The sequence below is a fragment of the Roseibium album genome (genome assembly GCF_965233825.1).
Lineage (GTDB): Bacteria > Pseudomonadota > Alphaproteobacteria > Rhizobiales > Stappiaceae > Roseibium > Roseibium album.
Genome location: NZ_OZ247583.1, coordinates 738505 through 760252, shown reverse-complemented (window position 1 = coordinate 760252; position 21748 = coordinate 738505). Strand labels below are relative to the sequence as shown.

At 57.5% G+C, this 21748-nt stretch carries 20 protein-coding genes; 13 read left to right on the top strand and 7 right to left on the bottom strand.

Going from position 1 to position 21748, the window contains the following annotated elements:
• Window positions 1-111: 111 nt before the first annotated feature.
• The 8 genes from glyA (at window position 112) to ACO6TI_RS03490 (ending at window position 10601) form a co-directional block, all read left to right on the top strand.
• A complete protein-coding gene (gene glyA / locus ACO6TI_RS03525; RefSeq protein ID WP_104702759.1) occupies window positions 112-1371 on the top strand; it encodes a serine hydroxymethyltransferase in 1260 nt (419 codons plus the stop codon).
• Window positions 1372-1381: 10 nt separating this feature from the next.
• Complete coding sequence (gene lpdA, locus ACO6TI_RS03520; RefSeq protein ID WP_422384361.1) at window positions 1382-2776, top strand: dihydrolipoyl dehydrogenase; 1395 nt, start codon at window positions 1382-1384, stop codon at window positions 2774-2776.
• 121 nt (window positions 2777-2897) lie between these two features.
• Complete coding sequence (locus tag ACO6TI_RS03515) at window positions 2898-4271, top strand: alanine/glycine:cation symporter family protein (RefSeq protein WP_422384360.1); 1374 nt, start codon at window positions 2898-2900, stop codon at window positions 4269-4271.
• 66 nt (window positions 4272-4337) lie between these two features.
• Window positions 4338-4751: a universal stress protein gene (locus ACO6TI_RS03510; RefSeq protein WP_029062685.1), complete on the top strand. Its 414-nt coding sequence runs from the start codon at window positions 4338-4340 to the stop codon at window positions 4749-4751.
• A 31-nt stretch (window positions 4752-4782) separates the two neighbouring features.
• On the top strand, window positions 4783-5880 hold the full coding sequence (gene gcvT, locus ACO6TI_RS03505; protein ID WP_348316617.1) for a glycine cleavage system aminomethyltransferase GcvT: 1098 nt from the start codon (window positions 4783-4785) through the stop codon (window positions 5878-5880).
• Between the two features lie 16 nt (window positions 5881-5896).
• A complete protein-coding gene (gene gcvH, locus ACO6TI_RS03500; protein ID WP_029062683.1) occupies window positions 5897-6262 on the top strand; it encodes a glycine cleavage system protein GcvH in 366 nt (121 codons plus the stop codon).
• Between the two features lie 13 nt (window positions 6263-6275).
• Window positions 6276-9131, top strand: coding sequence for an aminomethyl-transferring glycine dehydrogenase (gene gcvP, locus ACO6TI_RS03495; protein WP_422384359.1), 2856 nt, complete (start codon window positions 6276-6278; stop codon window positions 9129-9131).
• Between the two features lie 54 nt (window positions 9132-9185).
• Window positions 9186-10601, top strand: a complete 1416-nt coding sequence (locus ACO6TI_RS03490; RefSeq protein WP_196893659.1) for an L-serine ammonia-lyase — start codon at window positions 9186-9188, stop codon at window positions 10599-10601.
• Between the two features lie 43 nt (window positions 10602-10644).
• Here ACO6TI_RS03490 and ACO6TI_RS03485 read toward each other — a convergent pair whose 3' ends face one another.
• Window positions 10645-12150, bottom strand: a complete 1506-nt coding sequence (locus ACO6TI_RS03485; RefSeq protein ID WP_422384358.1) for a cellulose binding domain-containing protein — start codon at window positions 12148-12150, stop codon at window positions 10645-10647.
• A gap of 398 nt (window positions 12151-12548) precedes the next feature.
• Between ACO6TI_RS03485 and ACO6TI_RS03480 the strand changes: the two genes are divergently transcribed.
• The 4 genes from ACO6TI_RS03480 to ACO6TI_RS03465 are packed head-to-tail and all read left to right on the top strand — an operon-like array spanning window position 12549 to window position 14386.
• Window positions 12549-13127 carry a YqaA family protein gene (locus tag ACO6TI_RS03480; protein ID WP_055114849.1) on the top strand — a complete coding sequence of 193 codons (579 nt, stop codon included), beginning with the start codon at window positions 12549-12551 and terminating at the stop codon, window positions 13125-13127.
• 14 nt (window positions 13128-13141) lie between these two features.
• Window positions 13142-13666, top strand: coding sequence for a disulfide bond formation protein B (locus ACO6TI_RS03475; protein WP_055114848.1), 525 nt, complete (start codon window positions 13142-13144; stop codon window positions 13664-13666).
• The gene (locus ACO6TI_RS03470; protein WP_055114846.1) at window positions 13663-13917 is read left to right on the top strand and encodes a hypothetical protein; all 255 of its coding nucleotides are present in this window, start codon (window positions 13663-13665) and stop codon (window positions 13915-13917) included. Before ACO6TI_RS03475 ends, ACO6TI_RS03470 begins: the two co-directional genes overlap by 4 nt.
• A gap of 34 nt (window positions 13918-13951) precedes the next feature.
• On the top strand, window positions 13952-14386 hold the full coding sequence (locus ACO6TI_RS03465) for a metallopeptidase family protein (RefSeq protein WP_055114844.1): 435 nt from the start codon (window positions 13952-13954) through the stop codon (window positions 14384-14386).
• A gap of 39 nt (window positions 14387-14425) precedes the next feature.
• Here ACO6TI_RS03465 and ppa read toward each other — a convergent pair whose 3' ends face one another.
• Both ppa and ACO6TI_RS03455 read right to left on the bottom strand, forming a co-directional pair.
• Window positions 14426-14965, bottom strand: a complete 540-nt coding sequence (gene ppa, locus ACO6TI_RS03460) for an inorganic diphosphatase (protein ID WP_055115606.1) — start codon at window positions 14963-14965, stop codon at window positions 14426-14428.
• A gap of 102 nt (window positions 14966-15067) precedes the next feature.
• Window positions 15068-15601 (bottom strand): GNAT family N-acetyltransferase, encoded by a 534-nt coding sequence (locus ACO6TI_RS03455; protein WP_055114841.1) that lies wholly within the window; start codon window positions 15599-15601, stop codon window positions 15068-15070.
• 547 nt (window positions 15602-16148) lie between these two features.
• Here ACO6TI_RS03455 and ACO6TI_RS03450 point away from each other — a divergent pair.
• Entirely contained in the window at window positions 16149-16538 is a 390-nt protein-coding gene (locus ACO6TI_RS03450) for a DUF2794 domain-containing protein (RefSeq protein WP_055114839.1), read from the top strand.
• 74 nt (window positions 16539-16612) lie between these two features.
• Here ACO6TI_RS03450 and ACO6TI_RS03445 read toward each other — a convergent pair whose 3' ends face one another.
• The 4 genes from ACO6TI_RS03445 to ACO6TI_RS03430 all read right to left on the bottom strand — a co-directional run bounded on the left by ACO6TI_RS03445 (window position 16613) and on the right by ACO6TI_RS03430 (window position 21741).
• A complete protein-coding gene (locus ACO6TI_RS03445; protein WP_029062672.1) occupies window positions 16613-17350 on the bottom strand; it encodes a Bax inhibitor-1/YccA family protein in 738 nt (245 codons plus the stop codon).
• Window positions 17351-17521: 171 nt separating this feature from the next.
• Window positions 17522-18295, bottom strand: a complete 774-nt coding sequence (locus tag ACO6TI_RS03440; protein ID WP_055114837.1) for a hypothetical protein — start codon at window positions 18293-18295, stop codon at window positions 17522-17524.
• A gap of 150 nt (window positions 18296-18445) precedes the next feature.
• A complete protein-coding gene (locus tag ACO6TI_RS03435) occupies window positions 18446-21028 on the bottom strand; it encodes an ABC transporter permease (protein ID WP_082442494.1) in 2583 nt (860 codons plus the stop codon).
• Window positions 21025-21741: an ABC transporter ATP-binding protein gene (locus ACO6TI_RS03430; protein ID WP_104702755.1), complete on the bottom strand. Its 717-nt coding sequence runs from the start codon at window positions 21739-21741 to the stop codon at window positions 21025-21027. Before ACO6TI_RS03430 ends, ACO6TI_RS03435 begins: the two co-directional genes overlap by 4 nt.
• Window positions 21742-21748: the final 7 nt, after the last annotated feature.

Sequence of the window (21748 nt, the reverse complement as noted above, 5' to 3'; positions counted from 1 at the left end):
AAATTTCTCCTAAGCAAACTAATGTTGCAAATGTGTGAAAAGTTTCCTATAAGAAACACAAGATGCCGAAAGGGAAACAAGTAGCATTTCGGGAAACAGATGGAGGGAACCATGTTTCAGACAAATCTGGAAGACGCAGATCCGGTCATCGCCCGGTCGATCGATCGTGAAGCGAAGCGACAGGCGGATCAAATCGAACTGATCGCGTCTGAGAACATTGTTTCCAAGGCCGTTCTGCAGGCGCAGGGCTCGGTTCTGACCAACAAGTATGCCGAAGGCTATCCCTCGCGCCGTTATTACGGCGGTTGCGAATTCGTCGACGAAGTCGAGGTGGAAGCAATCGATCGGTTGAAACGACTTTTCGGTGCGCAGTTCGCGAACGTGCAGCCGCATTCCGGCGCGCAGGCCAACGGTGCCGTCAAGCTGGCTCTCCTGAAGCCAGGCGACACCATCCTGGGAATGTCGCTCGATGCAGGCGGGCATCTGACCCATGGTGCCAAGCCGGCGCAGTCCGGGAAATGGTTTCATCCGGTCCAGTACGGTCTGACGCCGGAAGGTGTGATCGACTATGACCAGGTGGCTGATCTTGCCCGCACCGAAAAGCCGCAGATGATTATCGCGGGCGCGTCAGCCTATTCGCGGGTTATCGATTTTGGCAAATTCCGCAAGATTGCGGACGAGGTCGGAGCCTGGCTGCTGGTGGACATGGCGCATATCGCCGGCCTGGTCGCGACCGGTCTGCATCCTTCGCCGATGACTCACGCACACGTTGTAACGTCGACCACTCATAAAACCTTGCGTGGTCCTCGTGGCGGAATTATCCTGACCAATGACGAGACCGTTGCGAAAAAGATCAACTCCGCAGTCTTTCCGGGTCTCCAGGGCGGTCCCCTGATGCACGTAATTGCAGCCAAGGCGGTGGCTTTTGGCGAAGCGCTGAAGCCTGAGTTCAATACCTATTGCCAGCGTGTCGTGGACAGCGCCCGGGCATTGTCCGACGTCATGATCGAACGCGGCTGCGCGATCGTTTCGGGTGGGACCGACAATCATCTGATGCTGGTCGACCTGCGTCCGAAAGGTGTCAAGGGCAATGCCGCCGAAGCGGCTCTGGAGCGTGCCGGAATCACCTGCAACAAAAACGGCGTTCCGGGTGATCCGGAAAAGCCGACGATCACCAGTGGTGTGCGGCTTGGCACGGCCGCAGGGTGTTCGCGCGGCTTCGGGCCCGAGGAATTCCGCCGGATCGGGCACCTGATCTCCGATGTTCTGGATGCTCTTGGCGAGGACCCGGAAGGCAACGCCGACGTTGAAGCTGCTACCCGTGCCGAGGTTCTTGCGATCTGCAAGAAATTTCCGATCTACGAAAGCTGAGGCTGCAAGGATGAAGCGTTTCGATCTAGTTGTCATCGGCGGAGGGCCGGGTGGATACGTAGCAGCCATTCGCGCTGCGCAACTGGGCATGTCGGTTGCGTGTGTGGAAGGGCGCGGTTCCCTGGGGGGAACCTGCCTCAATGTGGGGTGCATGCCTTCCAAGGCTCTTTTGACCTCTTCGGCGAAGTATGCCGAACTGAAACACTTGGCGGCGCACGGGATCGGCGTAGACGGCGCGACCCTTGATCTGGCTGCCATGATGGGCCGCAAGGACAAGATCGTCGGCGATCTGACCAAGGGTATCGCGTTCCTGTTCAAGAAGAATGGTGTTGAGCACGTCGAAGGCTGGGGTTCGGTCCCCGAACCGGGTGTCGTCAGGGTTTCTCGTGACGGCGGCGAAATGCTGCTTGCCGCCGGCAACATCCTGATCGCCACGGGTTCGGAGCCGGCACCTCTGCCGGGCGTCGAGATCGACGAAGTGAACATTCTCAGCAGCACGGGCGCCCTTGCGCTTGCCGATGTGCCTCGGCACCTGGTTGTTATCGGTGCCGGGGTTATCGGACTGGAACTTGGCCAGGTCTGGTCGCGGCTGGGTGCAAAAGTGACCGTCGTCGAATTTCTTGACCGTATCCTTCCGGGCAATGACGGTGAAATCGCCAAGCTGGCGCAACGAGCTCTGACGAAGCGTGGCCTGAAATTCCAACTGGGACGCAAGGTGACCGGTATCGAGGGTGGCGCCGACAGCCTGACACTCACACTCGAACGGGTCGGCAAGGAAACAACCGAAACGCTGGAAGCCGACAAGGTTCTCGTGGCAATCGGGCGTCGCCCGGTAACGCGCGGGCTGGGTCTCGACACGCTCGGTATCGCAACCGACGACCGGGGGTTCATCGAGATCGACGGTTCCTTCTCAACTTCCGTTCCCGGCATCTATGCGATTGGTGATTGTGTTCCAGGTCCGATGCTGGCGCACAAGGCCGAGGAAGACGGGATTGCCTGTGTCGAAACGCTCGCCGGGCAAAACGGGCACGTGGACTACAACACGGTTCCCGGAGTTGTTTACACGGATCCGGAAGTGGCGGCTGTCGGTGCGACGGAAGAGGCGCTGAAGGAAGCCGGCACCGACTATATATCCGGAAAATTCAATTTTATGGCCAATAGCCGAGCACGTTCGGCCGGTGAAACGGATGGCGCCGTCAAGGTGCTGGCAGCACCGGACGGGACGTTGCTGGGCGCGCATATCTGCGGTGCCCACGGCGGTGATCTGATTGCCGAGCTGGTTCTGGCCATGAGCAAAGGTGCACGTGTGGAGGAGGTCGCACGGACCTGCCATGCACACCCGGCACTCGGCGAAGCCGTCAAGGAAGCTTGCCTCGACGCGCTTGGCCGCGCAATCCACGCCTGACAATCGTCGGCTGGCGAACCTGATGGTCGAGCGTTTCGGCCGGACAAGAATTCCAACGCTCTCGGGCCTCTATGCCAACCGGCGTAGTTGAGAGCAAACCTAACGTACTGGGAGGAAAGCCATGGAAGCGTTAAGTAGTATTGTAGGCGAGATCAACAGTGTCGTATGGGGGCCGCTCATGCTGGTCCTCATCCTCGGTGTCGGTTTCTTCCTGCAGGTCGGTCTGAAATTCATGCCGATCCTGAAACTCGGCACAGGCTTCGGGCTGCTGTTCAAAGGCCGAACCGACCAGGGTGAGGGCCAGATCAGCCCGTTCAACGCTTTGATGACATCGCTTTCTGCAACCATCGGAACGGGTAACATTGCCGGTGTCGCAACTGCGATTTTCCTTGGTGGCCCGGGCGCGCTGTTCTGGATGTGGATGACCGCTCTTGTGGGCATGGCAACAAAGTACGCCGAGGCCGTGTGTGCGGTGAAGTATCGCGAGACCGACGAACTCGGAAACTTTGTCGGCGGCCCGATGTACTACATCAAGAACGGCCTTGCCGCGCATTGGCACTGGCTCGCATGGGCTTTCGCCCTCTTCGGCGCGATTGCTGCCTTCGGTATCGGCAACGGGGTGCAGGCCAATGGTGTTGCCCACGTGCTGGAAGCGAATTTCGGACTCAACACGTCGGTCACCGGCGTGATCCTGATGGTTCTGACTGCTGCCGTCATTCTGGGTGGCATCACCCGCATCGGTGCGGTCGCGGGCAAGCTCGTGCCGTTCATGGCGATCTGCTACATCGTTGCCGGGCTGCTGGTGCTTCTGATCAATATCGGTGCCATCGGCGAGACGCTCGGTCTTGTCTTCACATACGCCTTTACACCGTCCGCAGCTCAGGGCGGTTTTGCAGGTGCGGCTGTCTGGGCAGCGATCCGTTTTGGTGTCGCCCGCGGCGTGTTTTCCAACGAAGCAGGCCTTGGTTCTGCTCCGATCGCACACGCGGCAGCGTCGACAAAGGGACCGGTCAACCAGGGCCTCATCGCGATGCTGGGAACGTTCATCGACACCATCATCGTCTGCTCGATCACGGGCCTGGCGATCATTTCCTCGGGCGCATGGACAAGTGGAGAATCCGGTGCGGCGCTGACGTCGCTCGCCTTTGAGACCTCGCTGCCGGGTGTCGGTGGTTATCTCATCGCGATCGCTCTGTCGATCTTCGCCTTTACCACCATTTTGGGCTGGTCCTTCTATGGCGAGAAATGCGTGGGCTTCTTCTTCGGATACCGTGCGCTGGTGCCTTACCGCGTCCTGTGGATCGCGATGATCTACTTCGGCGCAACCGCGGATCTCGGGTTTATCTGGCTGCTGGCAGACACGCTCAATGCCATGATGGCGATCCCGAACCTGATCGCGCTGGCATTGCTCAGCCCGGTGGTCTTCGCGCTCACCAAGGAATTCTTCGCCACCGATGGTGCCAGTGAAGAAGGCGAAAAGAACGCCGCGGAATGAGCAACGGGCGGGAGGGCCGGTTCTCCGGCTCTCCTTCAATAGAATTCAGTTGTGTGGAGATGACAGATGACCACCAAAATTCTGCTGCCGATTGATCACACGGACGACCGGTCCTGGAAGAAAGCCCTGCCGACGGCATTGGAAATGGCGAAACTCTATGGTGCTGAACTGCATGCGGTTTCCGTTATTCCAGAAATAATCCAGTTGCCAAATCTGCCGCCCAACTACGGCTCGGGCGCAAAGGATTTCGTACACCAGAAACTGGCGGCGGTCCTTGAAGCGGGCGGTGCCGGTGATGTACCCATTCACATCGAACAAGGCAGCGTCTACCGCGAACTTCTCAAACTGGCTCACAAGGAAGGTTTCGACCATATCGTGATGGCTTCCGCAAAGGGCGATTTTCCGAACTATGAAATCGGTCCGAACCTTGCCCGTGTCGTGCGCAATGCGCATTGTACCGTTACGGTGGTGCGTGACTGACGCTGAAAGATAACAAGAAAGGACCGGCGCCATGGCTGACGCCCCCAAAAGAACCCCGCTCTACGACCTTCATGTCGAACTGGGCGGAAAAATGGTCGATTTCGCCGGCTGGGAAATGCCGGTGCAATATCCCCTTGGCATCATGGGGGAGCACAAACACTGCCGCGCAAAGGCGGCCCTGTTCGACGTCAGCCATATGGGCCAGGTGATCCTCAAAGGCGAGAATGTCGGTGCGAAACTGGAAGCCCTGTGTCCGCAGGCATTCTCGACACTGAAGGAAGGCAAGGCACGCTACGGCTTCTTTACCAATGAGAACGGCGGGATCATGGATGATCTGATCGTCTCAAATGCCGGTGACCATTTCTTCGTCGTCGTCAATGCCTCCATGCGTCATCAGGATATCCCGCATATGGCGAAGCATCTCGACGGCATCGAGGTGATCGAAATATTCGACCGGGCTTTGATCGCGGTACAAGGCCCCAAGGCCGAGGATGTCGTCGGAAACTTGTGTCCTGGTGTTCGGGACCTGAAATTCATGGAAACGATGATCGGTGCCATCAACGGCGTGGAGTGCCGGATCTCGCGTCTCGGTTACACCGGTGAAGACGGGTATGAGATTTCCATTCCGCAGGACGGTGCGGTCGAAGTCGCACGCGCTTTCCTTGCGGACGAAAACTGCGAACCCGCGGGCCTGGGTGCACGCGATTCCCTCAGGCTGGAGGCAGGGCTCTGCCTTTATGGCAATGACATCGACAATGAAACGTCGCCGATCGAGGCGTCGCTGATCTGGGCGATTCAGAAGCGCCGCCGTGAAGAAGGCGGTTTTCCGGGAGCCGACCGTATTCAGCGTGAAATTGCCGAAGGCACGTCGCGCAAACTCGTCGGCATCCGGCCGGAAGGCCGGGCACCGGCGCGACAAGGTGTCGAGGTTCAAAGCGAAGACGGCAAAGCCATCGGTGTCGTAACCTCGGGCGGATTCGGGCCGACGGCTGGCGGACCGGTCGCGATGGGCTATATCAGCACTGACTCGACAGAACCAGGAACGAGAGTCAACCTGATGATCAGGGGCAAGGCGCAACCTGCCCAAATCGTTTCGCTGCCCTTCGTGCAGCAAAATTACAAGCGCTAATCGGGGAGAGACCGACATGACCACTTATTATTCCGAAGAACACGAATGGATTGCCGTTGAAGGTGACATTGCCACTGTCGGCATTACCGCGCATGCGGCCGAGCAGCTAGGTGAAATCGTCTATGTCGAGCAGAAAGACGGCGGCGATACTTTTGAAAAGGGTGATGAAATCGGGGTTGTCGAGTCGGTCAAGGCCGCGTCTGAAATCTATGCTCCCGTCAACGGAGAGATTGTCGAGGCCAATGAAGCGCTCGCGGACAGCCCTGCGACACTGAACGAAAGCCCCGAGGGCGACGGCTGGCTCTACAAGATCAAACTGTCGAATACCGACCAGTTGAATGACCTGATGGATCTCGATGCCTACAAGGCCTTCATTGCCTAAAGGATAGCAACATATGGCTTTTGAACTTACCACTTACCAGGCTTACGACTTCGCGAATCGGCGGCATATCGGCCCCTCTCCGGCTGAAATGGCGGACATGCTGAAGCTGATCGGATTCGACAGTCTCGACGATCTGATCGACGCAACCGTGCCGCCCGCGATCCGTCAGAAGGAAGCGCTCGACTGGGGTGGGCCCGGTCTTTCAGAACGTGATGCGCTCTTTCACATGAAGGAAGTGGCCAGCAAGAACAAGGTCCTGACGTCACTGATCGGACAGGGCTACTCCGGGACGACGACACCAGCTCCGATCCTGCGCAACATTCTGGAAAATCCGGCCTGGTATACGGCTTACACGCCCTACCAGCCTGAAATCTCCCAGGGCCGCCTGGAGGCATTGCTGAACTTCCAGACCATGGTCTCGGACCTTACCGGTCTCGACATAGCCAATGCCTCGCTTCTGGACGAGTCGACAGCGGCCGCCGAAGCAATGACCATGGCCAAGCGCGCGGCGAAATCGAAGTCGAACATTTTCTTCGTCGACGAGAACTGCCATCCGCAAAATATCGCCGTGATCGAGACACGCGCCGAACCGCTCGGCATCGAGGTTGCCGTCGGCAACCCTGAGGACCTCGATCCTGCGACCGTGTTTGGCGCGATCTTCCAGTATCCGGGCACTTACGGGCATGTTCGTGATTTCACCGAGATCATCGGCAAGTTGCACGAAAACAAGGCGTTGGCGGTTGTTGCAGCCGACCCGCTCGCGCTTGCACTCCTGAAGTCTCCGGGCGAAATGGGCGCGGACATCGCTGTCGGATCGACCCAGCGGTTCGGTGTTCCGATGGGCTTTGGCGGTCCGCATGCCGCCTACATGTCCTGCAAGGACGCGCTGAAGCGCAGCATGCCGGGCCGGATCATCGGTGTTTCCGTCGATAGCCGCGGCAAGAAGGCCTACCGCCTCGCCCTGCAGACACGTGAGCAGCACATCCGCCGGGAAAAAGCCAACTCCAACGTCTGTACCGCTCAAGCGCTGCTTGCAGTCATCGCCTCCATGTATGCGGTCTATCACGGTCCTGACGGTATCAAGGCGATTGCCCAGTCCGTTCACCGGAAAACCTCGCGTATGGCAACCGGTCTGGAATCCATGGGCTTCAAGGTGGAACCGGCCGTCTTCTTCGACACAATCACAGTCGAGGTCGGAGCGCTTCAGGGTGTTGTCATGGACGCAGCGGTTGCCAATGGCATCAATCTGCGAAAAATCGGCGAAACCCGTGTCGGTATCTCGCTTGACGAGCAGACCCGACCAGCAACAATCGAGGCCGTGTGGCGCGCGTTCGGCGGAAACATGACGGATGACAGCGAGGCAAATCGCGACTACCGGCTGCCGCAGCATGCGCTTCGCGAAAGCGACTACCTGACGCATCCGATCTTCCACATGAACCGTGCCGAAGCGGAAATAACGCGTTACATGCGCCGTCTGGCGGACCGGGACCTTGCGCTCGACCGGTCGATGATCCCGCTCGGGTCATGCACAATGAAGCTGAATGCAACCATCGAGATGATCCCGGTCACCTGGCCGGAATTTTCCGACCTGCATCCGTTCGTTCCGGCCGATCAGGCGGTTGGCTATCACGAGATGATTGACGATCTGAACGACAAGCTCTGCCAGATCACAGGCTACGATGCGATCAGCCAGCAACCGAATTCCGGTGCGCAGGGCGAATATGCGGGCCTCTTGACGATCCGCAATTACCATTCCGCGCGTGGTGACAGCCATCGTGACATCTGCCTTATTCCGACATCCGCGCATGGCACCAATCCGGCGTCTGCGCAGATGGTCGGCTACAAGGTGGTTCCGGTGAAGTCCGACGAACAGGGCAATATCGACCTTGTCGATTTCCGCGAAAAGGCGGAACAGCATTCCGACAGTCTTGCTGCCTGCATGATCACCTATCCGTCCACGCACGGTGTGTTTGAGGAAACGGTACAGGAAGTCTGCCAGATCACTCACGATCACGGCGGTCAGGTCTATATTGACGGCGCGAACATGAATGCAATGGTCGGCCTGGCTCAGCCTGGCATGATCGGCGGCGATGTCAGCCACCTCAACCTGCACAAGACCTTCTGCATTCCACATGGCGGCGGCGGGCCGGGCATGGGCCCGATCGGGGTCAAGGCACATCTTGAACCCTACCTCCCGGGTCATCCGGAGTATGGCACCACGGTCGGACCCGTTTCTGCGGCTCCGTTCGGGTCGCCGTCGATCCTGCCGGTGAGCTGGGCCTATGTTCTGCTGATGGGCGGTTCTGGACTGACACAGGCAACCAAGGTTGCCATCCTGAATGCCAACTACATTGCCGAACGTCTGAAGGATGCCTACGAAATCCTCTATACGTCCGACACGGGCCGGGTTGCGCATGAGTGTATCCTTGATACGCGTCCGCTGGCCGACAGCGGCGGGGTCACCGTTGAGGACATCGCCAAACGTCTTGTCGACAGCGGTTTCCATGCGCCGACCATGTCGTGGCCTGTTGCAGGCACACTGATGGTAGAGCCGACGGAATCAGAGCCCAAAGCCGAACTGGACCGGTTCTGCGATGCGATGCTGTCAATCCGGGCGGAAGCCCAGGACATCATCGACGGCAAGATCGATGCGGAAAACAATCCCCTCAAGAATGCGCCGCATACCGTGGCCGATCTGGTCGGGGAATGGAACCGTCCGTACAGCCGTGAACAGGCGTGTTATCCAGCCGGTTCGCTCGATGTCGACAAGTACTGGTCGCCGGTCAATCGTGTCGACAACGCATACGGTGACCGTAACCTGGTCTGTACCTGTCCGCCGATGTCGGATTATGCGGAAGCAGCCGAATAAGAACCCGGATGCGCGGCACGACAATGTGCCGCGCGACTCCAAGAGCGAACCGCCATGTTTCTAAGTGTCTTTGACATTTTCAAGATCGGGATCGGACCGTCATCCTCCCATACAATGGGGCCGATGACGGCGGCGGTTGATTTTCTGAACCGCCTCACGGCAGGTGAAAACGGCAAGTTCGATCCTGCTGCGGTGGCAAGGATAATCGCCTCTCTTCACGGTTCGCTGGCCTTTACCGGCAAAGGTCACGCCTCGGACCGGGCCGTCATGCTTGGGCTTCTCGGATTTCGTCCAGACAAGGTCGATGCGGATCTGGCAGAAGAAAAACTGGCGGAACTGCAAGACACATGCGTTTTGAAAGTGTCGAAATGTGGCGAGGTCCGCTTCGATCCGGAAGCGGATCTTGTTTTCGACTACGGTCCGGCACTACCGCTTCACGCCAACGGTATGAAGTTGACGGCATTTGACCGGAACGGTGAAGTTCTGCTGGCCGATACCTACTATTCCATCGGTGGCGGTTTCGTGGTGACGGAAGCCGAGTTGCTCGCCGCGGAGAAGGCACCTGATGCCGACCTTCACGAGGAGAAGGAAGCCATCGGGTACCCGTATCCGTTCGGCTCTGCGGCCGAGATGTTGCAGATGGGCAGGGACTCCGGCCTGACCATTTCCCAGATGAAGCGGGCCAACGAGGAATCCGTACTTGGCGCAACGGTTCTGAATGAGAAGCTCGAGGCAATCTGGGGCGTCATGGAAAACTGCATCGCCCGGGGTTTGTCACTGGAAGGTATTTTGCCTGGAGGGCTCAGCGTCAAGCGGCGCGCCAGGGCAATCCATCGGCGCCTGCTCGAGCAGAGCGGCTCAAACAGCCAGCAACCCCATGCGATCAACGACTGGCTGTCCGTCTATGCCATGGCGGTGAATGAGGAAAACGCAGCCGGTGGCCAGGTGGTCACCTCGCCGACCAATGGTGCTGCCGGTGTCGTTCCCGCCGTCATCCGTTATTATCGCGATCATTGTGTCGACGCTTCGCGCGAAGGCATCGACACCTTTCTTCTGACGGCTGCGGCAATCGGTGGGCTCATCAAACACAACGCGTCCATCTCCGGAGCGGAATGCGGCTGCCAGGCCGAGGTCGGTTCGGCTTCCGCCATGGCGGCGGCAGGCTTGTGTGCCGCTCTGGGCGGCAGCAACGAGCAGATTGAAAATTCGGCGGAAATCGCATTGGAACACCATCTCGGCATGACTTGCGACCCGGTCCGGGGTCTTGTTCAGGTACCCTGTATCGAACGGAACGGAATGGGAGCCATCAAGGCGGTTTCGGCAGCTTCTCTTGCTCTTCACGGCGACGGCTCACATTTCATGCCGCTCGACAATTGCATCGAGACGATGCGCCAGACCGGGCAGGACATGCGGGACAAGTACAAGGAAACGTCTCTCGGCGGCCTTGCGGTCAATCTTCCCGAATGCTGAGTTTCTCCGGTCCGCATCAGATGCCCATGAACGGAATTCCATCCTAGAAGAGGAATTGTGCCTCCTCATTGAGCTGTGCGACGTCGAACCCGCCGGTCGTGGTGTTGAAACCGACCGTAATCGTTTCGCCGGCACCGATTCCGGCATTGTAACCTGCGTCATCGATCGAATAGCGGTCTCCTTCCTGAGAGTCCACGACTGCGTTCCAGATGTGCTGTATGTCCGACCCGAGCGTAAATTCAAGATCCCAGTCCGAGACGTCTTCGGTTCCCTCGTTGCTGACCACGATGTTGAGCGTTGCGCCGTGTCCCCAGTCATTGACGACCTGAAACTCCGCCGACAGGCCTGACGCAGGATCCACAGGGTCCGGATCAACCGGATCTGGGTCCACCGGATCAGGATCGACGGGATCAGGATCAACCGGGTCGGGTGCACTGCCATCCGGCAGGGCGTCGCCAAGAGGATCACCAAGAATGACCATGGACTGAAAATAGTTGATGACGTCCTGATGGGGCACGTCCAGGGCGCTCCATTGCGGCCAGTCGAACGTGTCATTCATGAATGGCTGCGTCTGGTCATGGCTGAGCACTGTCAGGTGGTTGACATCATGAGCCCGGGCACCATCACCATCCGGAAAGGTCAGGTCGCCGTGAACGCGGCCGTGCATCCAGCCGCCGTAGTGTGGTTCCATCTTCAGCGTGTTGATGAATGTCCCGACAAGTCCGTTTTGAATGAGGTAGTCCGCAAAACCCTCGTGACTGTTTGCCTCGACCATTGTCATGACATCGGCCGGATCGCCGAGCCGTGCCGTGCGCTGGATATCGGCCAGGAGTTGCGGGTCAAACGCATTGTCGCGGATCCAGCCAACCTTTGCTGCCTGCATCGCGTAGTAGAGGCCAACACCCTGCAAGTCCTGACCCCATGCCTGGTCATTGTTCGTGAGGTCTTTGTCGAAGGCCCATTGGCCGATTGTCTCCAGTTCCGCGTTCTGGTAGCCGAGAAAATTGCGCAATCCGTTGTAAGCCACGAGTGCTTCCGTGGTGATGGCCGTGCGCCCGCCATGGAGTTCATCGTGACCGGTGTGGCTGCTGCTGCCGTGGAAGTTGCCGAAAGAGGTAATATCGACATAGTCGCCCGGACCAGGTGATGGGTCGACGGGCGCCGGGTCCATAGGATCAGGCTCACCGGGGTCAGGTTCTTCTGGATCCGGGTCGACGGGTCCGGTTTCGACCGGCGTGCTGTCTATCGAAACACTGTCCGCATCTATGGATGTGTCTGTTCCCCGGGCCGTAAATCCGAATGTTGCCGTGTCACCCGCGGTCAGGCTGCTATTGTAAGAGACACCTTCGATGACATAGGTGTCATTGATGTGAGAAATGATGCGGGCATTCCAGATCGCGTCAATCTCGGCATCCAGCCGAAATGCAATGCGCCAACCGTTCGCTCCTTCTTGGGAAGACAGGGCCATTCGCCCCACAAACCCGTCTTGCCACTGATCACTGACGGTGTAATCAAGTGTCGCATCCGACGTCGCGTACTGGCTTGCCATCGAATTCCCCTCCTCAGCTTTGCTGGATGTCAATGAAATCGAACGTGTTTTTGTTCACTAAATACCTGGCTTTCTTTAGTAATTGATCAGTATATCTGTGGCGAAGGTGTGACAAATTGATGATCAATTGAAGGAGAAAGTCTGAATTTATGCAGTGTTTATTTTTTTAAACGCAAAACAAAGAATATTTATTTGAAAATGTTCACCAAAATATTGGATAATTCACTCAGAATTTGAACTTGTTTCCGAATATTCAACACGCTTGTTTCGGGGCCATGTTCTGAATTCGAGTCACTTGAGTGCCCAGGACGGGTGCGTTGGCCCTTCTTTCAAACCGGATTGCGAAAATGCGCACATCCATTGATGACATTTCAAGCGAGGGCGGCTAATGGAACGGAATGATCAGACGCCTTTATGACTGGACGTTGTCCCTTGCCGCCGGACCACGCGCACCCGCCGCGTTGGGATCCGTATCGTTCGTTGAAAGTTCCGTCTTTCCGATTCCACCCGATATCCTGCTGATCCCGATGGTGATTGCCCGCCGGGAAAAGGCCTGGTGGTACGCCTTGTTGTGCACGGTTGCGTCGGTCGCAGGTGGGGTGCTCGGATATCTGATCGGCATGTTCCTGTTTGAGCAGGTGGCCGTGCCGATCCTGTCCTTTTATGGCAAGATGGAAAAATTCGATGAATTCCGTGACGTATTCAATCACTGGGGTTGGTGGTTCGTCTTCATCGCCGGTCTGACACCGTTCCCCTATAAGGTGATAACGATAGCCTCCGGTGTTGCCGGTCTGAGCCTTCCGGTATTTGTTGTTGCGAGTATTGTTTCGAGGGGTTTGCGGTTTTTTGTCGTCGCCGGACTGCTTTATCTGTTCGGACCAGTGATCAAGGATTTCATCGAGAAGCGCCTTGGTCTCATGTTCACCCTCTTCGTGGTGTTGCTGGTCGGCGGCTTCATTTTGTTACGGTACATCTGAGTGAAGTGGAAACAATGACCCAATATCAATGGGCAAGAAATTTGGTTGGCCTCTCTCTGCTCGGCGGACTTGTCGTGATTGCGACTGCCTGGGGATTTCAGCTGATTGGCGGCTACGTGCCCTGCAAGCTTTGTCTTGAGCAACGTATTCCCTATTATGCCGGATTGCCGCTCACGGCCCTTGCGCTGATCCTGCTGTCACAGCAGCGGAACCGGCTTGCGATGCTGACGCTTCTGGCTGCAGCAGCGATTTTTGCCTACGGGGCTGGCCTGGGCGTTTATCAGGCCGGTGCGGAGTGGCAGTTCTGGGATGGCCCGAACGACTGCGGTGGCGGCAGTGCAGCGCCGGCTTCGGCTTCAAACATGCTGCAGGCATTGCAGTCCACGCGCGTCGTCAGCTGTACGGAAGCCAGTTGGCGGATGCTGGGTCTTTCCTTTGCAGGCTGGAACGCAGTTGCGTCCGCCGGGCTGGCAGCCCTTAGCCTGCTTGCCGTGTTTCTATTGAAACAGGGGAGAAACAAGGCCACTGTGAGCGTATGAGCAAAAACAAGGATTCCAAGGAACGGCAGCGCGAGGACGCTTTAAGATCACTCGACCGCGTCGGGGCTGAAAGTGAAACCATTGCCGGCTCGACATTTGTTCGAATGGCGGACCGCGCCAAGGGCCACATGAGTGCGGCCGACAAGAACGAAGACGACCAGATCGAGGTCTGGGGCACCCGGATAGGCCGCGGTGCAGGGCTGGTCTTTGCGATTGGACTGGTGATCTACCTCGTGGTGACCTACCTGTAGGCAAATAATCTCCTGAAGGATCAAGGCAGGCAACATGGCATCCGTCCGACCGATAAGCCGCAGTGGCTGGTCTGAACGCAAAGCTCCGGAACTGGCCGATTTCGAGCAGATGGCGAGCGAAGTCCTGGCAGGATTGCCGGACGACGTCCTGCTGCGCTGTGGTCATATCCAGATCAGTCTTGCCGACTATGCCCCGGACGACGTTCTGGACGCACTTTCAATCGAAGATCCGCATGATCTGCTGGGATTGTTCGAAGGGCAGGGTCTTGCGCAGGGTGGTGACATTGAGTGGAGCGGGCAGATGCCTAACCGTATCTGGCTGTTCCGCAGGCCTATCCTGGACTACTGGGCCGCCATGGACGATACATTGGGAGAGGTGGTTGCCCATGTATTGATCCATGAAATCGGACACCATTTCGGTCTGTCCGATCAGGACATGGAGCGCATCGAGGCTGCAACTGATCGTTAGGCAGCCTCGCGCGGGCCTTTGTCCAGGTTCTGTTGCAGTTTATTCTGCGGCTTCGACCTGAGCGCGCTCAATGGATTCCGCGATCAGTCTTTTCGCAACTTCAGCGCCTTCGACACCGGTGATCTTCACCCACTTGCCTGGCTCAAGATCCTTGTAATGCTCGAAGAAGTGCTTGACCTGATCGACAGTGATCTGTGGCAGGTCGGTGATGTCGAGCACCGCGTCGTAACGCTTGGTGACCTTGTGACCCGGAACCGCGATGATTTTCTCGTCCTGGCCCGACTCGTCTTCCATCAAGAGAACACCGATCGGACGACAGGACATGATCGCACCCGGCACGACAGGGCGCTGGTTGACGACGACCACGTCGATCGGGTCTCCATCGCCACACAATGTGTGCGGAACGAAACCGTAGTTGCCCGGGTAACGCATCGGGGTATAGAGAAACCGGTCGACATACATGGCGCCAGCGTCCTTATCCATCTCGTATTTGATCGGCTCGCCTCCGACGGGCACTTCAATGATGACATTGATGTCTTCAGGCGGGTTCTTGCCAATCGGCACGGCGTCGATACGCATCACAAACTCCTGTTGATCGTTGCTGCCGTCTATCGCAATCCCGCTGGCGAAGTTCAAGCCCTTTATTTTGCATTGCACCTAAATGCTGAGATGCAGGGCTCATCAATTGGCTTGCGGCCAGGCATAGATGGACAGCTCCATCCGGCGCCCTCCAAGCCGGTACCAGGATTTTGCCGTCAGCTTGCCACCGACTGCCCGGTAGAAGTTCCGGGCCGGCTGATTGTCGCTCAGGACCTGGACAGCAAGCCCGCGAAGTCTTTGGGAACGCAATGTTTTACGGACATTGCCGAAAAGTGTTCGGCCAAAGCCAAGACCCTGGTATTCAGGTTTGAGATACAATTCGTAGATCTCGCCTTCCATGCCGGTATCGAGCAGGCGACAGGGGCCGAAGGTGGCATAGCCGGCCGGGATGTCGGCAACGCAGAGAAGCTTTATGTCCACCCCACGTGCCAACGCGCCTCGCCACCATCCCGTGCCGCGGCGGGAGACCATTTTCTGAAGATCAACACCTTGCAGAAGGCCACGATACGCACCCAGCCAGGCCGCGCTGTGAATGTCTGCCAGCGCGTTGCAATCTGCGGCTCGAGCCGCACGAAGATCTATCAGGTCCGTGGTCATCCTGAGAAAAGGATACATCAAGAGAGGGATTGGAAAAGTGGCAATTGGTTGCAGAAACGCGAAAAATGAAACCAGTTCCCCAGGCTCACGGATAATCCGTCATTGCCGGTGAACAGGTCGACGGAATCGTACAGCCTGAACATGAAAAGGGCCGGCATATAGCCGGCCCTTCAGTTGCCCTGATGTTTGACTAAGTAAACCTGGTTGACCGGTAAGAACCCCGGGGGGCTGGGGGGCTAATGCATTCCGCGGTCCCTACCTGTCATACCCATCAGGGTATAATAGAAATATGGGGAGCTAATTTGACTTGCCAAGGGCTGCATTGCGGCGAAATCATGGAATTTTGATCATTCTTTCGGGGCAAACTTCCGTTACGTCCGTTTTTTGATTTTTACCCGCCAAAAGCGACTGCAAGCGGCGACATGGTCGCGAGCCTGAAAATGTTTCTGAGCCACCGGGCTTGCCATTCGACCCAAAGCCAACGCATCATGACAACAAGGTAAAGGCGGAAACTCTTTTATCGGGGTTCTTGAACGGCGCAGGTCGTGAACAGTAAGGAGGCGGAATGAGCGAAGCCGATGACAGCGCGTTTCAGCGCGGCGCGGGAACCAACCCGTCGCCGCTAAGCCAACCGGCTCTGTCTTCCAGATCTGTTGTAGCCTTCAACCGGCGAGAACTTGATACGATACTGCGCCTCTATGGCCTCATGGTCGCTGATGGGGAATGGCGCGATTATGCTATCGATCTCTTGAACGACCGGGCGGTTTTTTCGGTGTTTCGACGGTCCTCCGAGATGCCGCTCTATCGCATCGAAAAAGACCCGAAGCTTGCCCGCAAGCAGGGCGCATATTCCGTTGTTGCTCCGGGTGGCATGATCATGAAGCGCGGTCACGACCTGGCTCAGGTCCTGCGTGTTCTCGAGAAGAAAAAACATCTGCGCGTCGTCGACGCCTGATAACCCTGTTTGTTCAGGCATAAAAAAAGCCCGGCTTCTGCCGGGCTTTTCTGTTTATTTGTCTGATGGGCTGCTTAGTCGCGGTTGCCGAACAGCTGCAACAGCATCAGGAACATGTTGATGAAGTCGAGGTAGAGGCGCAGCGCGCCCATGACGGACTTCTTGGTTGCGACTTCACTGCTGTCGCCTTCGTAGTACATTTCCTTGATCTTCTGGGTGTCGTAGGCCGTCAGGCCGGCGAACACCAGAACACCGATCACGGAGATGGCGAACTGCATGGCGGACGATTGCAGGAAGATATTCACAATCATCGCAATGATGATGCCGAACAGGCCCATCATCAGGAACGATCCCCAACCGGTCAGGTCCTTCTTCGTGGTGTATCCGAACAGGCTCAGCGAGCCGAACGCGGCGGCAGTGATGAAGAACACGCGCGCAATCGATCCACCTGTATAAATCATGAAGATCGGTGCAAGCGAAACGCCCATCACGGCTGCATACACCAGGAACATTGTCCGGGCGGTCGATGCACTCATGGACTGGATGCGGAACGATAACCACATCACCATTCCCAAAGGTGCGAACAGAAGCACGAAATAGAGCGGACCGCTGAACAGGGTCTGTGCGAGGCCTGGGTTGCTCGACACCATCGCAAAGGTGCCAAGAGCAGCGAAACCGGTCAGTGCCAGGCCGATTGTCATGTAGTTGTAGACGCCCAGCATATAGGCGCGCAGGCCCTGATCGATGCCGGCCTCGGCGCGCGAGCCGGCAACGGTATAGGCGCCTTGATTTTGACGGTCAAAGGTCGACATGGTTGCGTGAATCCCCTTCTAGATCGTTTATTGCATGTACCATTACGTGCAGCACAACTCCCTCAACATATGGGAAAATGCGGACAGGAGCACAAGACAGGATTTGTGAAAAAATCTTAATCTACCTGCTCCAGACCGCATTATAAGCCATTATGCTTAAAAGAATGAAAGTTATTTCATCGCCTTTAGGCGGGATGCTATCTGCCTGTCGCAGTCACCGCCCGGATTTCGAACGATTTCTTCGGACGTAAAATCCAGAATTTCACGTTCCTTGTTGCGCATCTGTTCAACGGTTACGCCGGGCTTGAACCATTGAAGCACGGCATAGTCGCCTCCCGCGTCCGTCAGAAAGGCAATCGGCTTGCCACCTTCGGTGATGCCCATACGGCCGACCCGAACTTCCTCTATCGAAATTTCGCGCGCTTCACCGTCGATGGTGATCTTGTTCTTGCCGACATTCAGTTTCTTGAGCTTGGAGCCGCTGGTGCCGACCCAGTTGCCGAAAAAGCGCTTGCCTTTCTTCTCGACCGAAAGGCAGGAATTTTCAAAGTTGGGAATGGAGAGGCGTACCGCCGAGACTTCAACCGGTTCCTCACCCTTGGGGGCGAGCGTGTATTTCATTGCATTCTCGCCTGTCCGGTAAACGCGTATGCCAACAGGCGTATATCCTGAATCGCCCATGGTGCGGCTGAAGAAGTCGAACTGGTTTTCATCGTTTGTGCCTGCGCGGCGATAGAGCCAGCGTTTCGGCAAACCGTCCTCGAACACCAGCCAGTCACTGACGACGAGGCCCCGCGGGCCTTCCGGCGTGTTCAATTGCCAGACGCCGGTATGGAAAGGGCTCTCGGCGAGTGCCGGTGCCGAAAATGGAATCGTGGCCACAGCAGCAAGTGCTGCAGACCTGGCTAATAATTTCAGTACGAATTTTGTCGGAAATTCAAACATTGACCCTGCCCTTCTTTCGATCTCGTCCCGTTGATATCCGGATATCCAAGATCACAAGAGCATGCAAGCCGGACTTGCGAGAAGTTCGTCAGGAATGTTCGGTTTCTTCCGGCGCATTCCTGACTTCCTGCTTCGTCGACAGCGCGGTTGTCAGAGATTTCGGAGCACAGGCGCCGGCTTTTCACCCAAGATGCGCCAGGTGCCGATCAGACCGAAACCGACGGTCAGTACCAGGGCGACCACGGCTGCACCGGCGGCGGTGACGGGCATGAGAACAAATGAACCATCCATGATCTGCGTGATAACGAACCAGGCCGCCAGACCACCGGCGACAAGTGCAAAGACCGCGGTTGTCAGACCCAGGATCGCGTATTCAAGAGCATAGGCAAGTATCAGCCTCGGACGCGTTGCACCGAGCGTTTTCAGGATCACCGCGTCGTAGATCCTGCTTCTGTGCCCTGCCGCGAGTGCACCGGCAAGGACCAGGACGCTTGCGATCAGTGTGATCGAACTTGCGCCGCGGATCGCCCATGCGAGCTGGGATACAAGGTCATTGACCTGGGCAATCGCGTCCTTCACCCGAACCGCCGTGACTGTCGGAAATGTATTGGAAACGGATTTCAAAAGTTCGAGCTCGGCTTCTGTCGAAACGTCATCCTCCCAGCCGAGGGTCATCAGATGTGCATGCGGCGCGCCGGCAAATGTGTTGGGCGAGAACACCATCACGAAGTTGATCGAAAGGGACTGCCATTCGACATCCCGGAAATTGGCAATCTCGGCAGTGATTTCACGGCCGAGAACATTGAGGGTGATCTGATCGCCAATCTTGAGACCCAGCTCTGTTCCGGCTTCAGCATCAAACGAAAGAAGGGGCTTTCCGGAGTAGTCTTCAGGCCACCAGCTGCCTTCAACCAGCTTGGAGTTCGGCGGCACGGTGCCTTCGTAGGTGATGCCGCGATCGCCTCGCAGAACCCAGTCCGATCCTTCTTGCGCCGGTTCGAATTCATCAGCCGGAATACCGTTCAGACTGATGATCCGGCCGCGCAGCATGGGCACGCTCTGCAGTTCTCCGCCCGGCGCCTGATCCTTCAGCGCCTGCTCGAAGGCATCGCGTTCGTGGCTCTGGATGTCGACAAAAAAGAAGCTCGGAGCCCGGTCGGCCATGGTTGCCGTGAGTTCGCGGCGCAGATTTCCGTCAATGAGTGCCAGGGCCACAAGAAGCGACAGGCCGAGACCGAGAGAGAGCACCACAGAAGATGTCAGTGCGCCCGGGCGGTGGATATTTGCAATCGCCAGCCGCAATTCGGTCGATCGGACGCCGGGCAACCGGCGGGCGACAAACATGATGGCGCGGGCGACAGCCACGAGCAGAACAAACGCGCCGGCCGAGGCAATGATGTAGACGCTGGCGATAAACTTGTCGCTGGACAGGACGATTGCAATTCCCGCAAGCAGCAGCACCGTAACCGCCGTTGCCGTGAGATACCGCTTGCGCGGAAGCTTGGAGCCACCGGTCACAATGTCCCGGAACAATGCCGTTGGTGGAACGTCGTGGGCGCGGCCGAGCGGCCACAGGGCAAAAGCCAGGGCCGTCAGCAGACCATAGAGCAGTCCAAGTCCGAGCTCCGCCGGATAAATGCTTGCGGCGAGCTGGACGGGCAGCACACCGGAGAGTGCGGCGCCGGCAGCGAACGGTATCAATGCTCCGATCACCAGGCCGATCAAGATACCGATCATGGCGATGACCAGCGTCTGGACAAGGTAGATCCTGAAGACGAAGTCTCCGGTCGCGCCAAGACACTTGAAGCTGGCGATGACTTCCCGCTTGGTTTCAAGATAGGCACGGATCGCGTTGGCGACGCCAACCCCGCCAACGACCAGCGCCGTCAGCCCGACCAGCGTCAGAAATTGTGCGAAACGCCCGATGCTGCGTTGCAGACCGGGCGAGGCATTGGCACGTGAGCGGATTCTCCATGCGCTTTCGGGTGTCGCGTTCTTGGCCTGTTCGATGACGTTTCCGAGATCGTCGATGTCAGGCGCGGGGGACAATCGCACGCGATAGTGCCAGCGAACCAGGCTGCCGGGTTGCACAAGGTCGGTGTCGCCGATCGCGGCATCCGAAATCATTAACCTCGGACCGAATTCCATTCCGCCTGCAAGCTTGTCGGGTTCAGCCTCGATAACATCGGTAACGCGTACAGTCGTGCGACCCAGGGACAGTGTCTCGCCGACGGAAATGTCAAGCCGCGCCAGAAGAGCCAGGTCCGCAACGGCGCCCCAGACCCCGTCGCGTTTTGCGAGTGCATCGCCAAGCATCTGGCCTGAGGCAAGATCGAGCGAGCCGTATAGCGGGTAAGAATTGTCGACGGCCTTCAATTCGACGAGAGCCTGATCTCCCGTATCGGAACGCCGTGACATTGCCCGCAACGTGGCGACGCGAGATACGGATCCGAGCGTGTCCAGAAAGGCGGCTTCCTCCTCCCCGGCCTGCCGGTGAATCAGTGAAAAGGACAGGTCGCCACCGAGGATCGCCTGACCTTCGTTTGCAATGCCGTTGGTGAGGGACCGGGAGACCGAGGTTACGCCAGCAATGGCGGCGACACCAAGTGCTATGCAGGCGATGAAAATGTAAAAGCCTCGCAGTCCTCCCCGCAGCTCCCTCAAGGCGAAGCGCGTGGCCAGCCCGAAGGTCTGGTTGCTTCTCTGCATGTTCGCAGGAACGAAGCTGCTCATGCAGAAACCTCTTGCTGCTCACCCAATGCGTCGGATTGTGTTTCCTCGATCTCTCCGGAGCGGACCCTGATCATACGATCGCATCTTTCGGCAAGACCCGGATCATGTGTGACAAGCACCAGGGTTGTCCCACGTTCGCGCTGGGCATTGAACATCAGATCGACGATCTGGTTGCCTGTGCTCTCGTCAAGATTACCGGTCGGCTCGTCGGCGATCAGGATTTGAGGTTCGACGACGAGTGCGCGCGCGACAGCAACCCGTTGCTGCTCACCGCCGGACATTTGCGCTGGGTAGTGATGCATCCTGTGGCCGAGGCCGACGGCGTCCAATTCTGCTTTGGCTTTGTCAAAAGCCGATGCATCGCCAGCCAATTCAAGTGGCACCGCGACGTTTTCCAGCGCAGTCATGTTGGGAACGAGATGAAAAGACTGGAATATGATGCCGACATTGCGGCCACGGAACCGGGCGAGTTGATCCTCCGAAAGGGGGCCAAGTTCTGAACCGGCGACGACAACGGTGCCTTCATCTGACCGTTCAAGACCGGCCATCACCATCAGAAGTGTCGACTTGCCTGACCCGGACGGTCCAACAAGGCCAACAGACGTTCCCTTGGAAATGTCCAGGTCGATCCCTTTGAGGATATGTACCCTACCGGCACCTTCGCCGAGTGTAAGATGTACGCTCTTGAGAGAGATCGCCGGAGTATTTGTCATCATTAAA